The sequence below is a fragment of the Bacillus sp. HMA207 genome, from assembly GCF_003402455.1.
Lineage (GTDB): Bacteria > Bacillota > Bacilli > Bacillales > Bacillaceae_G > Bacillus_A > Bacillus_A cereus.
In genome coordinates this window covers 123,908-137,144 of sequence record NZ_BEZT01000002.1, presented here as the reverse complement: position 1 = coordinate 137,144, position 13,237 = coordinate 123,908, and the positions used below count along the sequence as shown (strand labels likewise).

Below are 13,237 nucleotides of genomic sequence, written 5' to 3'. Positions count from 1 at the left end.
AAAATTATAAAAGGCCAAAAATAGGCGCAATGATGCTATCTAAAAATACAAATACATGCGGAATAACTACCTGAAAAATAGGTTGAATTGTATAATTACTAAGCGGTGTAATAACGAGAATTAATAACGCAATTGCCCCGTATTTTTCATACTGTGTCATTTTCGCGCGAATATTTGCTGGCGCTAAATCTTCCACAACTCGATATCCATCAAGTGGCGGGATTGGTAATAAGTTAAATACAAGTAAAACGATATTCAGCATAATAAAAATCTGGAAAAATTGAGCTAACGTATCTGCCACTGCAGATGGAATTGAGTATAATACACCAAATTTTAATAAGCTATACCAAATAATTAAACCAATTGCACTTAAAATTAAGTTACTAATCGGCCCTGCAATTGAAACTAATATACCTGCCAGACGCGGTCTTTTAAAGTTATATGGGTTAACAGGAACTGGTCTTGCCCAACCGAATCCAAGAATTAATACTGCAATCAAACCGATAGGGTCTAAATGGGCCATCGGTGATAACGTTAAACGCCCTTGTCTCTTTGCTGTATCGTCCCCAAATTTATATGCAACATATGCATGTGCAAATTCATGAACGGATAGTGCAATAATAATTGCCATTGCTACTAACGGAATTTCGTGCAATGGATATCTAAATAACTGATCCATACTTCATCTCCTCTTCCATATGTCAAAAAAGAAATTATTTGTTTTTTCGATTGTTCTTCCCCATAATCCGCTATAATAAGAGTGTAACTTACATAAAAGGAGCGATTGTACATGCCATACGTAACAGTGAAAATGCTAGAAGGACGCACAGAAGAACAAAAGAAAGCTCTTGCTGAGAAAGTAACAGCAGCAGTAAGCGAAACAACTGGTGCTCCTGAAGAAAACATCGTTGTTTTCATCGAAGAAATGTCCAAAAACCATTATGCAGTTGGCGGAAAACGCTTAAGCGACAAATAATTTCAAGTTTTTTCATAAGAAGCAGCCATTAGCTGCTTCTTATTTCTTTCCTTCTAACAACTCAATAATTCTCTCTTTATATTTTCCTTTTCTTCCATCTTCATAGATTAAATCATGTGGATAGAATAGCTTTTGATCCGTTCTTTTCTTACCTGTAATCGCCTCAACAATATCCGACTCACGTGAAAGCTCTCTAAGCTCTCCGTTTGGCATAAGAAGTAGGATTGGTAGACGCTCTTCTTCTTCTCCTGCACGATAAAAGTCATACGGTAAGTCTGATGTTGAATCAACTACTAAATAATACTCCGGATCAAGTCCAATCTTTTTAAATAAACTACTTAATTCCATCCAATTATCTAAACCGTGTTTATCTGTAAACTCTACATATTTAAATAGATTTCGATTCATAAAACGGCGACATAAATCGCTTAAAATTGGATCTTCTTCTTCCTGCCATACTTGGAAGTAGTAATACATAACGTTCTCGTCTAACTTTAAATAATCCTCTACTGTTACTTCTTCTTCAAATAAAGAATAGAAATGAACAGGATGATTTTTAAATGTATAATACTTCTCGTGCAGTGATTTCGCACGGTGTAAAATCTTCGTTAAAATAACTTCTGCACTTCGCGTTACCGGGTGGAAATATACTTGCCAATACATTTGATAACGACTCATAATGTAATGCTCAACAGCATGCATACCACTATTTTTAATGACTACTTGATTCCCATACGGACGCATTACACGCAGTATACGTTCCATATCGAAGTTTCCGTACTTTACGCCTGTAAAATAAGCATCTCTTAATAAATAATCCATACGATCCGCATCAATTTGACTCGAAATCATACTAATCGCTAATTTATTAGTAGACGTTTTTGCAATTACATCTGCTACCTTTTGTGGAAACTCCTTATCAACACGACTTAATACATCATTAATCTCCGTATCGCCAACGATAATCTTTTGCGTAAATTTCTCATGATCTAATGAAAATACTTTTTCAAACGAGTGAGAAAATGGGCCGTGGCCGACATCATGAAGTAATGCCGCACATAAACATAACAATCTATCTTCAGCATTCCAATTTGGTCTGCCATCAAACACATCATCAATCATACGACGAATAATTTCGTATACACCTAACGAATGAGTAAAGCGACTATGCTCTGCACCGTGAAATGTAAAAAATGTCGTTCCAAGCTGCTTAATACGGCGCAAGCGTTGAAATTCTTTCGTTCCGATTAAATCCCAAATAACACGATCACGCACGTGCACATATTTATGTACTGGGTCTTTAAACACTTTTGTTTCGCTGAGTTTGTCGTTTAAATATACCACTTTCCGACATCCCCCTTTCTTTACTACATTCTTACTTTATATTATAAACGAAATGAGAAACAGAAAGAAATGAAAGACTGTATTAATTCCCTTTATAAAAAGAAAAAATCACCTTTACCGAAGTAAAAGTGATTTCCTTTATACATTATTTACCTAAAACGAATTCAGCAACTTCGTCTAAGATCATATCTTTCCCAAGTGGGAAGTAACCTTTGTTTAAGTCTTCATTTTTAATTGTAAATACGTGGTTGTTTTTAACAGCGTTCATGTTTTTCCAAATTGATTCTTCTTGGAATTCTTTCAAGCGCTGAGAACCGTCACCAGTTGTAAACACGAATAAGTAATCTGGGTTGTAATCGATTAAAGCTTCTTTTTGTACTTGTACTAACGGTTTATCAGTTGGTGTACCTTTAACTGCTGGTAGTTTTAAATCATTAAAGATTACGCTACCGTAACCGTAGTCACCGTATACGCGGAAAGCATTTGGATATGCAGCCATTTTCATAAATGTTGCTTCACCAGTTTTAGCAACGATTTTGTCATGTAATTTGCTTGCTTTTTCATCATACTTTTTGAACCATTCTTTTGTTTCTTTTTCTTTACCGAAGATTTGACCTACTTCTTCAAATTTTGGACGCCATTGATCTAATGGAGTATTTAACATAACTGTTGGTGCAATTTTAGATAATTGATCATAAATCTTTTCTTGACGATTATTTACAAGAATTAAATCTGGTTTTGCAGCAGCTACTGCTTCGATGTTAATTTTATCGCCCCAAGCAGAACCAACTGGTTTAACGTCTTTTAGTTTCTTTTCAATATGTGCATCAATTTTTTCTTGAGATGTATTAGCAGTAATAACCGGTTTCATACCGAAAATTAATAATTCTTCTGTTGAACCACTAAGGTCAGCAATTTTCTTTGGGTTTGCAGGAATTTTAATTTCCCCTTTTGCATGTTTTACAGTGCGCTCTTCAGTCTTTGCATCTGCTTTCTTTTCTTCTTCTTTGTTAGAACAAGCTGCAAATAGTACAGAAGTCACAACTAGTACCATTGCTAATAGTGCCATTTTAAAATTCTTCATGTTCCCACTCCTTCTAGCTGTATTTATCTTATAAGTTACAACGAACTATAAGAAACAAAGATAACAATTAATTAATATATATTTATTAATTGTTGTTAATAACCCATTCTAACGGGCGTTCAACTTCCCATTCTTATATAAGAAGCTCAACGTCCATTAGAAGTCCCCCTCTTCACGAGGGGGTTCTACTTATGCTTTTTTACGCAATTGATTACTAATCATCGCTAAATCATATGTTAAACAAATTGGCTTACAGTTTACTGGACATGGAACGATTTGAGCTTCAATCTCAAATACGTTACGAAGTGTTTCACTTGTCATAACTTCATCTGGCGTTCCTTGTTTCATTAACTTACCTGCTTTTAATGCAATCATATGATCTGAGAAACGAGAAGCGTGATTTAAGTCATGGATAACCATAACAATCGTTCTACCTTCTTCTTCATTTAACTTTTTCAATAAGTTTAATACTTCTAATTGATGAGCCATATCTAAGTACGTCGTTGGTTCATCCAATACAAGTAATTCTGTTCCTTGTGCAAGAGCCATTGCAATCCAAACACGTTGACGTTGACCGCCTGATAGCGCTTCTGCTGGACGATTCGCAAATTCTTTCATTCCTGTCACTTCAAGTGCCCAGTTAATGTAGCGATAATCCTCTTCTTTCAACGTGCCAAACCCTTTTTGATGAGGGAATCTTCCATATGACACAAGCTCAAATACAGTAAGACCCGTTGGCACTTCTGCAGTTTGTGGTAAAATCGCCATTTTCTTTGCAATTTCTTTCGTTGGCTGTTTCTCAATTGCTTTTCCGTCAAGATAAACAGTACCTTGCTTTGCCTTCAAAATACGAGACGCCGTTTTTAATAATGTGGACTTCCCACAACCATTTGGTCCAATAATTGTTGTAATTTTCCCTTCCGGAATTTCAACTGTTAACCCATCAATAATTAAACCTTCATTATAGCCAACAGATACCGCATCCACCGCTAAAGTTGCCATACGAAAAGCCTCCCTTTATTTTGTCCTCATAAGTAAATAAATGAAATACGGTGCACCAATTACTGAAATAACAAGACCGACTGGTATTTCTGAAGTTGTTAGTACACTTCTTGAAATTACGTCTGCGAATAAAAGTAAAAACGTTCCTATTAGCGCAGCTGTGGGCAACATAATTTGATGTTTACCACCAACAAGGCGTCTTGCTAAATGCGGGGCCATTAAACCGATAAAGCCAATTCCGCCGGCAACAGCAACAGATGCACCTGCTAAACAAACTGCAATAAATAATAATTTACGTCTTTCTTTTTCTACGTTTACACCAAGGCCAACTGCTGTAGAATCGCCTAGGTTCATTACATTTAATATGTGTGCTTTACTTATAGCAAGTGGTAAGAAAATAACCATCCATGGAAGTACACTTAATACGAATTTCCAATCTGTCCCCCATAGACTTCCCGCCAGCCAAATCGTAGCAAAACGAAAATCGTTAGATGTCATCTTCATAGAGAAAATTAAACTAACAGCTCCAAATCCAGCTGCAACGGCAATACCGACTAGTATTAATCGAGTCGATGAAACGCCGTCTTTCCATGCTAGTAAATAAATAATTACCGCTGCTAATATCGCTCCAACTAGTGCGAAGAATGGAAGAATGAATACAGATAAAAATGTACCAGTCCCTACTTTTCCGAAGAAGAAGTAGACGAATATAACAACTGTTAATCCCGCTCCAGCATTAATACCTATAATACCTGGATCAGCAAGCGGATTTCGTGATAAACCTTGCAAAATCGCGCCTGACATAGCTAAAGCAGATCCGACTAGTATAGCAATTACCATACGCGGCATACGGAATTCAAATAAAATAACAGACTGATCTTCAGCCCCTAGTCCAACCAATGACTTTAATACGTCCATTGGCGGGATTTTAAAAGTTCCTGTATTTAAACTAATAAGAAATATAGAAACGATTAGTCCTACTAAAATCGTTAATATAGAAATGTTCTTTTTTGTTAAGACACTCGTCCTCACATCTTTCCTCTCCCTTCATTACGTGCTAAGTAGAGGAAGAATGGAACCCCAATTAGCGCTGTAATTGCTCCAATTGGCGTTTCAAATGGCGGGTTAATAACGCGAGATAACATATCTGCACATTCAATTAACAGCCCACCTAAGACCGCAGAACATGGAATAACCCATCTATAGTCCGAGCCTACGAGGAAACGAGTCATATGCGGAATTACAAGACCAACAAATCCAACTGATCCTGCCATGGAAACTGCGGAACCCGTTAAAACAAGAACAAGTACTGTTCCGATAAATTTAATCAATGTCGTATTTTGACCAAGTCCAATTGCAATTTCTTCACCGAAGCTCAAAATTGTAATATATCTCGACATCATAATTGCGATAAAAAGACAAACAAGGCCAATTGGCACTAACATATTAATACTTTGCCATTTCACTCCAGCGACTCCGCCTGCATTCCACATACTCACCTCTTGGGCAAGATTGAAATACAATGCGATTCCAGATGAAATTGCCCCTAATAAAGCACTAATAGCTGCACCTGCTAAAGCTAATTTCACAGGTGTTAATCCACCTGGTGAAGAAGATCCAATTCCATATACAATGCTTGCACCAAACGCAGCTCCAATAAAAGATGCGATAACAAACATTAAATAAGGTGAATTAGGGAAAAATGCATACATAATTGCAATTCCAAATACAGCTCCATCTGTAATCCCCATTAACGATGGTGAAGCAAGTGGATTTCGCGTCATACCTTGCATAATTGCTCCTGATACCGCTAAAAAGGCACCTGCAACTACGCCCCCTATTGCTCTAGGCATGCGAAGCTCTTGAATTACGTTATGATGTGTAATAGATCCATCAAACTGAAATACAGCTTGCCATACAGTCTTTAAACTAATATCTGCAGCCCCAAAAGAAATAGAAACTGCCATGCTTAAAGCTAACAAAATTGTACCCGCTACTAAAATAATAGAAGCGATGAGCGGTCTGCTCTTAATCTCTTTAACATTCTCTTCTTGCTGTTCTATACTGCTTGCGCTCGCTTCCATCCCTCAACCATCCTAACCAACAACATATATTTATTGAAATGAAATTTATTCTCAAATAGTAATAAAAAAATTAGGTGAATTGTTATTTCCCTGATAATGATTCTCAGAATCAGACACTTCTATTCTACCTATCGCTTTAAAAGACTGTCAACCATTATTTTGAAATATAAATTTATATAAACTGGAATTTTAATACAAAAGTTATGTCCATCCTTTAGAAAACGTTCATCCACACAAGATTACTTTCGCAGAATAAACCATTCCTCTTATGGGCATAAAAAAAGAAGAGGAATCTTTTCACTCTTCTTTTTCTTACTTATTTAACTTTGCTTCAATTTTCACGATTAACTCATCTTCTGTTGGAGCCGCAACTGGACGGTTATTTACAAATGCGAATGATTTTTTACGACCAGGACCACAGTAAGACTGACATCCAACTTCAATCGTTGCACATGAATCTACTTTTTTTAGCTTCGGAACTAACGTTTTAACGTTCGTTGCCTGACAGTCATCGCACACGCGAAACTCGTTTCCCATTATATAACACTTCCTCTATTTTAAACTTTTCTCAAGTACATTTAAAAATAAACACTAAATGGTATTTTACCGCTCTTTGAAGCTCGTTGCAAGTTTCCCTACAAAGCCTATTCTCTACATATTGCTACATATTTATATGCTCTCCTACAGAAGCGCTCACCATTCATGGGAAAATTTTTACCTTTCATCGAAATCTACCATATTTTTAAAAGCTTTGTATAAAAGTTTATTTTTTTGCCCATTATAAAAATAGGAAGTTCATAAAAAGAAAGGGAGTTGAATCTATGAAAGTAAGACAAGATGCTTGGACAGATGAGGATGATTTATTACTTGCTGAAACGGTACTTCGTCATGTTAGAGAAGGAAGTACGCAATTAAATGCATTTGAGGAAGTAGGGGATCAGTTAAATCGTACATCTGCTGCTTGTGGTTTCCGCTGGAATGCCGTTGTTCGCTATAGCTATGAACAAGCTCTTCAACTAGCAAAAAAACATCGTAAAGATAAAATGCGTGCTGCAAGCGGTGAACAAGCGAAAAAACGTTTACTTTATACACCACCAGCTTCAGATTCGATAACTGATTATGAAGAATTAGTACAAGAAGAATCAATCGTACAATATAAAGAAGCTATTCCATATCAAGAATCTACTGCTCCTGCTGCAAGAAGCTCTATGACAATGCAAGATGTTATTTATTTTTTACAAACAGTCGGATCTTCAAATATAAAAGTGACAGCTCTTGAAAACGAGAATACGAGATTGAAACAAGAAATTAAAGCACAAATCCTTCGGAATGAGGAACTAGAAAAGAAACTAGAAAAATTAGAAAAGCAATCTCATACTGTACAAGAAGATTACGAAACACTTATGAACATTATGAACCGTGCTCGTAAATTGGCAGTCATGGATGACGAAGAACGTTCTCAAACATCTTTCCGAATGGACCGAAACGGTAATTTAGAAAAAATTGCAGAATAAGAAGGATGCATGTAATGCATCCTTTTTATTATTTCACCTCTAAGCTCCCCCTTTATATGTGAGAAAACTCCATTCTTCATTTTTTGCTATAATAGAGATTGTCATTTTAAAGATAAGGGGTTAGTTATATGAGCAATTCCCGTTCCATTTTATCTCAGCCAGAGTGGCGCATTGTAGATCAATCTAGTTTAGGACCAACATTCCATGCACTTCAGTCATTCGCAATGGATGACACATTATGCACAAGCATTGGAAATGGCAAGTCAGCCGCAACAATGCGTTCTTGGGTTCATCACAATACAATTGTCCTTGGCATTCAAGATTCACGCCTTCCGCATTTAGAAGAAGGTATTTCTTTTTTAAAACAAAACAACTTCAATGTCATTGTTCGTAATTCTGGCGGGCTTGCGGTCGTGCTTGATGAAGGTGTTTTAAATGTATCACTTTTATTTCAAGAAACAGAAAAAGGTATCGATATCGATCTTGGATACGATACAATGTGGCATTTGATTAAGGAGATGTTAAAGGATTACGACGTTACTATCGAGGCAAAAGAAATTGTTGGCTCTTACTGTCCTGGTAGTTATGACTTAAGTATTCGCGATCAAAAATTCGCTGGTATTTCACAACGTCGTATTCGCGGGGGTGTCGCTGTCCAAATTTACCTCTGTGCTACCGGAAGTGGCTCTGAGCGTGCCGCACTCGTTCGTGATTTCTACAACCTAGCAATTCAAGGGGAAGAAACACGCTTTACGTACCCTGAAATTGTACCAAGTACGATGGCCTCACTCTCAGAATTACTTGGCGAAACCATTACAGTACAAGATTTAATGATGCGTCTTTTAAAAACATTGCAGCAATTCGCTCCAAAGTTAACAACATCTCAATTAACAATAGACGAGATTCCTTTATATGAGACGAATTTACAACGTATTATTGATCGTAATAATAAAGCACTTGGCTTAGAAAAATAAAGACCGTCGCTATAATAGCGACGGTCTTTATTTCAATTCATTATAGAATTAAAGTGCTTGAGCTGCTGTAATTAAAGCTAACTTGTACACTTCTTCTTCGTTACATCCACGAGACAGATCATTTACAGGCATGTTTAAGCCTTGTAAGATTGGTCCTACTGCTTCGAAGTTACCTAAACGTTGAGCGATTTTGTAGCCGATATTGCCAGCTTCTAAGCTTGGGAATACGAATACGTTAGCATCACCTTTAATTGTAGAACCTGGAGCTTTTTTCTCAGCTACAGATGGTACGAATGCAGCATCGAATTGGAATTCTCCATCTAAAGTTAACTCAGGAGCCATTTCTTTTGCAATACGAGTTGCTTCTACAACTTTTTCTGTTTCTGGAGATTTCGCAGAACCTTTTGTAGAGAAGCTTAACATAGCAACACGTGGATCAATGCCGAATAACTCAGCAGTTTTCGCACTTTCGATACCGATTTCAGCTAAATCTTGGCTGTTTGGTGCAATGTTAATTGCGCAATCAGCGAATACATATTTCTCTTCTTCACGTACCATGATGAATACGCCAGAAGTTTTTGTAACGCCTGGTTTTGTTTTAATAATTTGAAGTGCTGGACGAACTGTATCAGCTGTAGAGTGAGCTGCACCACTTACTAAACCGTGTGCTTTGCCCATGTATACAAGCATTGTACCGAAGTAGTTTTCGTCTTTAAGGATTTTGCGAGCGTCTTCTTCAGTCGCTTTACCTTTACGGCGTTCAACGAAAGATGCTACCATTGCATCCATTTCTTCGTATGTAGCTGGGTCGTAAATATCAATGCCTGCTAATGTTAAATTCATGCTAGCAGCTTTTGCGCTAATTTCTTCCTTATTACCAACTAAGATTGGTTTTACTAACTCTTCTTTTGCTAAACGCTCTGCAGCGCCTAAAATTCTTTCATCAGTTCCTTCAGGAAGTACGATAGAAATGCCTTTTCCTTGAACTTTTTCTTTTACTGTTGTAAATAAGTTGCTCACGAATAAACCCTCCTACATATGTTAAAAAAACTCTATCTTTAAGAATACTGCTTTTCTTCTATATTTTAAACTTATAGCTCCCAAAAAATAGATAAAATAAAAATGATTATATTTTCATAAAATTCAGCCGTTAAATTCACCTTGCTTAAACACTTAAATGTGACAATTTTATGCGCCAAGGTTTTATATAGATGATTTTAAAACTATATATGCTATAGTTAACGTGTAAAACTATCATTAACTGAGGTGAATAGAATGAGTGAAGCAACAACAACGTTAGATGGCTGGTATTGTTTACATGATTTACGTTCTATTGATTGGGCTGCATGGAAAACATTATCTAGCGACGAACGCGGACAAGCAGTGTCTGAATTTTTAAATGTCGTTGAAAAATGGAACGAAGTAGCTACTGCGAAAAAAGGTAGTCACGCAATGTATACAGTTGTTGGCCAAAAAGCTGATATTATGCTTATGATTTTACGTCCAACAATGGAAGAGTTAAATGAAATTGAGACAGAATTGAATAAAACAACTTTAGCTGAATATATGGTTCCTGCATATTCTTACGTATCTGTTGTTGAATTAAGCAACTACCTTCCAGCTGATGAGGATCCATACCAAAACCCGCAAATTTTAGCTCGTTTATATCCTGAATTACCGAAAGCAAATCATATTTGCTTCTATCCAATGGATAAGCGTCGCCAAGGTGATGACAACTGGTACATGCTTCCTATGGAAGAACGTAAAAAAATGATGTACAGCCATAGTAAAATTGGTCGTCAATACGCAGGTAAAGTACGCCAAGTGATTTCAGGATCTGTTGGATTCGATGATTTCGAATGGGGCGTAACATTATTCGCTGACGATGTTCTTCAATTTAAGAAACTTATATACGAAATGCGCTTCGATGAAGTAAGTGCTCGTTATGGTGAATTTGGAACATTCTTCGTTGGAAACATTTTACAAGACGAAAAAGTAGAGAAATTTTTACACATATAAATGGTGAAAAGGAACGAAATTCGTTCCTTTTTTTATTCTTCTCTATATTTATCCTCAAAAATCTCCTTTTTTCTGCACTTTTGAAGAAAAACCAACATTTTTTCAAATTTCTTGTAAAATTGTAACCTTTTTATATGTAAAGATATGCTAAAATGATACGAGCTATATGCTAAATAACGATGCGAAGGTGATAATCTATATGAAAAAAATCTTGTCTATTTTACTATTGCTTGTATTGTCAATTTCTTCCTTAGGAGTAACAACATCCCATGCGGAAGAAAAAATACATATTGAGGCGGCGGCTGCACTTTTATTTGATGCAGATACAGGAAAAATACTTCACGAGCAAAATCCAGATGAATTGCTAGCTATTGCTAGTATGTCAAAATTAATTGTTGTTTACGCTGTTTTAGAAGCAATTAAAGAAGGAAAAATCACATGGGATACGAAAGTAAATATTTCTGATTACGCTTATGAAGTCTCTCGTAATAATGAATTCTCTAATGTACCGTTCGAAAAAGGACGTCAATATACTGTAAAAGAATTATATCATTCTATTGTTATATTCTCTGCAAATGGATCTAGTATTGCTTTAGCAGAACTTCTTGCAGGAAGTGAGAAAAACTTCTTAAATCTTGCAAATGAACATGCTAAAAAGCTAGGATTAAAGAAATATAAATTTGTAAACGCTACTGGCTTAAATAACGCTGACTTAAAAGGAAAACATCCTGAGGGTACTGATCCAAATGCAGAAAACTCTATGTCAGCTCGTGATATGGGTATGCTTTCAAAAGCAATGATTACAAAGTATCCAGAAATGCTAGAGGATACAAAACAAAGATTTAGAAACTTCCCAGACAATCACCCAAAACCAATTCGTATGGAAAACTGGAATTGGATGTTACCAGGAGCTGCTTTCGCTTATGAAGGTACTGATGGTTTAAAAACCGGAAGTTCTGATACAGCTGGATACGGATTTACCATTACTGCTAAACGTGGTGATGTACGTCTTATCTCGGTTATTATTAAAACAAAATCAATGGATGAACGTTTCACGGAATCTCGTGAATTAATCGAATATGGATTTAATAACTTTGAAAAACAAAAACTAAAAGTTAATAAAAACAATACAATCTCTGTAGTAAAAGGGAAAGAAGACCAAGTAACTGTTGCACCCGAAAAAGAAATAACAGTAATTGCGAAAAAAGGTAGCAAAGAGCCTTATAAAATTGGAACTGAATTAGATAAATCTCTTTCTGAAGATGGACATTTAGTTGCTCCTATTAAGAAAGATACCAAAGTAGGCTCAATTACTTTAGAATCAACTGATAAATATGGTTTCTTAGACGGTAGTAAAAGTATGAAAGTTACTGCAAAAACGACAGAGGAAGTTGAAAAAGCAAATTGGTTTGTGTTAACAATGCGCTCTATTGGTGATTTCTTCTCAAACTTATGGTCTAAAGTTTTTTAATAAAAAAGCTGGCTCACGCTAGCTTTTTTTATTTTCCACTCTCAATGTAAAACTTCGTTTGGTTGTCATATCTGAGTCCTTTTCCTCATACGTATGAACTAGTAATTGTTACACACTTCATCTAGAGATAAAGTGAAACTTTAATCAGTGGGGGAATCACCCGCTGATTATTAGTTGAACTAATCGGGCGTTTACGGGCAGTTTGATCTCCCATCTAATTTCTTTACTTCAACCAAATTTTAGGGCAGGAGTCTCACTGCCCGTTAATGCGGGATAAACCTCTTTCCAAAAGGTATTACAAAAAGAGAGGTGACACATAATGGGCGTTATTGCTTATAACGAAGAAGATGTAAAGTTGTTGGCTAGACTGATGCGTGCTGAAGCCGAAGGAGAAGGGCAACAAGGAATGTTAATGGTCGGAAACGTTGGGGTAAATCGTGTCCGCGGAAATTGTTTAGACTTTAAAAGCATTCGTAATTTACGTCAAATGGTTTATCAAAACCCCGGCGGTTTTGAAGCAACGCAAAAAGGATATTTTTATCAACGGGCACGCGAACAAGATATTGCCCTAGCGAGACGGACCATTCAAGGGCAACGTTTTTGGCCTGCCAACTTTGCCTTATGGTTCTTTAGACCTGAAGGTGCATGTCCACCAACTTGGTATAACCAACAAAACTCTGGTCGCTTTAAAAAGCACTGCTTCTTCCAGCCATCTGCTGGAGACTGCCCTAGCGTATATTAAGGAATAAAAATGAGGAGGGATTTTTGA

General features: G+C 36.5%; 14 protein-coding genes. 6 read left to right on the top strand and 8 right to left on the bottom strand.

Annotation, left to right across the window (positions count from 1 at the left end; all coding sequences use genetic code 11):
* Positions 1-4 precede the first annotated feature (4 nt).
* Positions 5-679: a site-2 protease family protein gene (locus tag HMAS_RS21230; protein ID WP_000372445.1), complete on the bottom strand. Its 675-nt coding sequence runs from the start codon at positions 677-679 to the stop codon at positions 5-7.
* 111 nt (positions 680-790) lie between these two features.
* On the opposite strand from HMAS_RS21230, the gene HMAS_RS21225 reads away from it, so the two are divergent.
* Positions 791-976: a 2-hydroxymuconate tautomerase gene (locus HMAS_RS21225; RefSeq protein ID WP_001147171.1), complete on the top strand. Its 186-nt coding sequence runs from the start codon at positions 791-793 to the stop codon at positions 974-976.
* A gap of 39 nt (positions 977-1,015) precedes the next feature.
* Here HMAS_RS21225 and HMAS_RS21220 read toward each other — a convergent pair whose 3' ends face one another.
* The 6 genes from HMAS_RS21220 to HMAS_RS21195 all read right to left on the bottom strand — a co-directional run bounded on the left by HMAS_RS21220 (position 1,016) and on the right by HMAS_RS21195 (position 7,027).
* Positions 1,016-2,320: an HD domain-containing protein gene (locus HMAS_RS21220; protein ID WP_000262730.1), complete on the bottom strand. Its 1,305-nt coding sequence runs from the start codon at positions 2,318-2,320 to the stop codon at positions 1,016-1,018.
* 145 nt (positions 2,321-2,465) lie between these two features.
* Positions 2,466-3,404, bottom strand: a complete 939-nt coding sequence (locus tag HMAS_RS21215; RefSeq protein ID WP_000787724.1) for an ABC transporter substrate-binding protein — start codon at positions 3,402-3,404, stop codon at positions 2,466-2,468.
* A 189-nt stretch (positions 3,405-3,593) separates the two neighbouring features.
* On the bottom strand, positions 3,594-4,406 hold the full coding sequence (locus HMAS_RS21210) for an ABC transporter ATP-binding protein (protein ID WP_000212068.1): 813 nt from the start codon (positions 4,404-4,406) through the stop codon (positions 3,594-3,596).
* Positions 4,407-4,421: 15 nt separating this feature from the next.
* Positions 4,422-5,438 (bottom strand): FecCD family ABC transporter permease, encoded by a 1,017-nt coding sequence (locus HMAS_RS21205; RefSeq protein ID WP_001260757.1) that lies wholly within the window; start codon positions 5,436-5,438, stop codon positions 4,422-4,424.
* A complete protein-coding gene (locus HMAS_RS21200) occupies positions 5,435-6,490 on the bottom strand; it encodes a FecCD family ABC transporter permease (RefSeq protein ID WP_000388294.1) in 1,056 nt (351 codons plus the stop codon). The genes HMAS_RS21205 and HMAS_RS21200 overlap by 4 nt, the downstream gene beginning before the upstream one ends.
* A gap of 312 nt (positions 6,491-6,802) precedes the next feature.
* On the bottom strand, positions 6,803-7,027 hold the full coding sequence (locus HMAS_RS21195; protein ID WP_000526079.1) for a DUF1450 domain-containing protein: 225 nt from the start codon (positions 7,025-7,027) through the stop codon (positions 6,803-6,805).
* Positions 7,028-7,311: 284 nt separating this feature from the next.
* Here HMAS_RS21195 and HMAS_RS21190 point away from each other — a divergent pair, with 284 nt between their 5' ends.
* On the top strand, positions 7,312-8,004 hold the full coding sequence (locus tag HMAS_RS21190; protein WP_000868358.1) for an RsfA family transcriptional regulator: 693 nt from the start codon (positions 7,312-7,314) through the stop codon (positions 8,002-8,004).
* A 128-nt stretch (positions 8,005-8,132) separates the two neighbouring features.
* Positions 8,133-8,978 carry a lipoate--protein ligase family protein gene (locus HMAS_RS21185; RefSeq protein WP_000071951.1) on the top strand — a complete coding sequence of 282 codons (846 nt, stop codon included), beginning with the start codon at positions 8,133-8,135 and terminating at the stop codon, positions 8,976-8,978.
* 48 nt (positions 8,979-9,026) lie between these two features.
* Here HMAS_RS21185 and pta read toward each other — a convergent pair whose 3' ends face one another.
* The gene (gene pta, locus HMAS_RS21180; protein WP_116345008.1) at positions 9,027-9,998 is read right to left on the bottom strand and encodes a phosphate acetyltransferase; all 972 of its coding nucleotides are present in this window, start codon (positions 9,996-9,998) and stop codon (positions 9,027-9,029) included.
* A gap of 255 nt (positions 9,999-10,253) precedes the next feature.
* Here pta and hemQ point away from each other — a divergent pair, with 255 nt between their 5' ends.
* From hemQ to cwlJ, 3 genes are all read left to right on the top strand, one after another.
* On the top strand, positions 10,254-10,997 hold the full coding sequence (gene hemQ, locus HMAS_RS21175; RefSeq protein ID WP_001287598.1) for a hydrogen peroxide-dependent heme synthase: 744 nt from the start codon (positions 10,254-10,256) through the stop codon (positions 10,995-10,997).
* A gap of 199 nt (positions 10,998-11,196) precedes the next feature.
* Entirely contained in the window at positions 11,197-12,468 is a 1,272-nt protein-coding gene (locus tag HMAS_RS21170; protein WP_000722870.1) for a serine hydrolase, read from the top strand.
* A 319-nt stretch (positions 12,469-12,787) separates the two neighbouring features.
* On the top strand, positions 12,788-13,210 hold the full coding sequence (gene cwlJ, locus HMAS_RS21165; protein ID WP_000538167.1) for a cell wall hydrolase CwlJ: 423 nt from the start codon (positions 12,788-12,790) through the stop codon (positions 13,208-13,210).
* The last annotated feature ends 27 nt before the right edge of the window (positions 13,211-13,237 follow it).

Excerpts from the sequence above, each read along its gene's own strand:
- HMAS_RS21170 (WP_000722870.1), top strand. The coding sequence starts at position 11,197 with ATGAAAAAAATCTTGTCTATTTTACTATTGCTTGTATTGTCAATTTCT.
- hemQ (WP_001287598.1), top strand. The coding sequence starts at position 10,254 with ATGAGTGAAGCAACAACAACGTTAGATGGCTGGTATTGTTTACATGAT.
- HMAS_RS21230 (WP_000372445.1), bottom strand. The coding sequence starts at position 679 with ATGGATCAGTTATTTAGATATCCATTGCACGAAATTCCGTTAGTAGCA.
- HMAS_RS21225 (WP_001147171.1), top strand. The coding sequence starts at position 791 with ATGCCATACGTAACAGTGAAAATGCTAGAAGGACGCACAGAAGAACAA.
- HMAS_RS21210 (WP_000212068.1), bottom strand. The coding sequence starts at position 4,406 with ATGGCAACTTTAGCGGTGGATGCGGTATCTGTTGGCTATAATGAAGGT.
- cwlJ (WP_000538167.1), top strand. The coding sequence starts at position 12,788 with ATGGGCGTTATTGCTTATAACGAAGAAGATGTAAAGTTGTTGGCTAGA.
- HMAS_RS21200 (WP_000388294.1), bottom strand. The coding sequence starts at position 6,490 with ATGGAAGCGAGCGCAAGCAGTATAGAACAGCAAGAAGAGAATGTTAAA.
- HMAS_RS21185 (WP_000071951.1), top strand. The coding sequence starts at position 8,133 with ATGAGCAATTCCCGTTCCATTTTATCTCAGCCAGAGTGGCGCATTGTA.
- HMAS_RS21195 (WP_000526079.1), bottom strand. The coding sequence starts at position 7,027 with ATGGGAAACGAGTTTCGCGTGTGCGATGACTGTCAGGCAACGAACGTT.
- HMAS_RS21190 (WP_000868358.1), top strand. The coding sequence starts at position 7,312 with ATGAAAGTAAGACAAGATGCTTGGACAGATGAGGATGATTTATTACTT.
- HMAS_RS21215 (WP_000787724.1), bottom strand. The coding sequence starts at position 3,404 with ATGAAGAATTTTAAAATGGCACTATTAGCAATGGTACTAGTTGTGACT.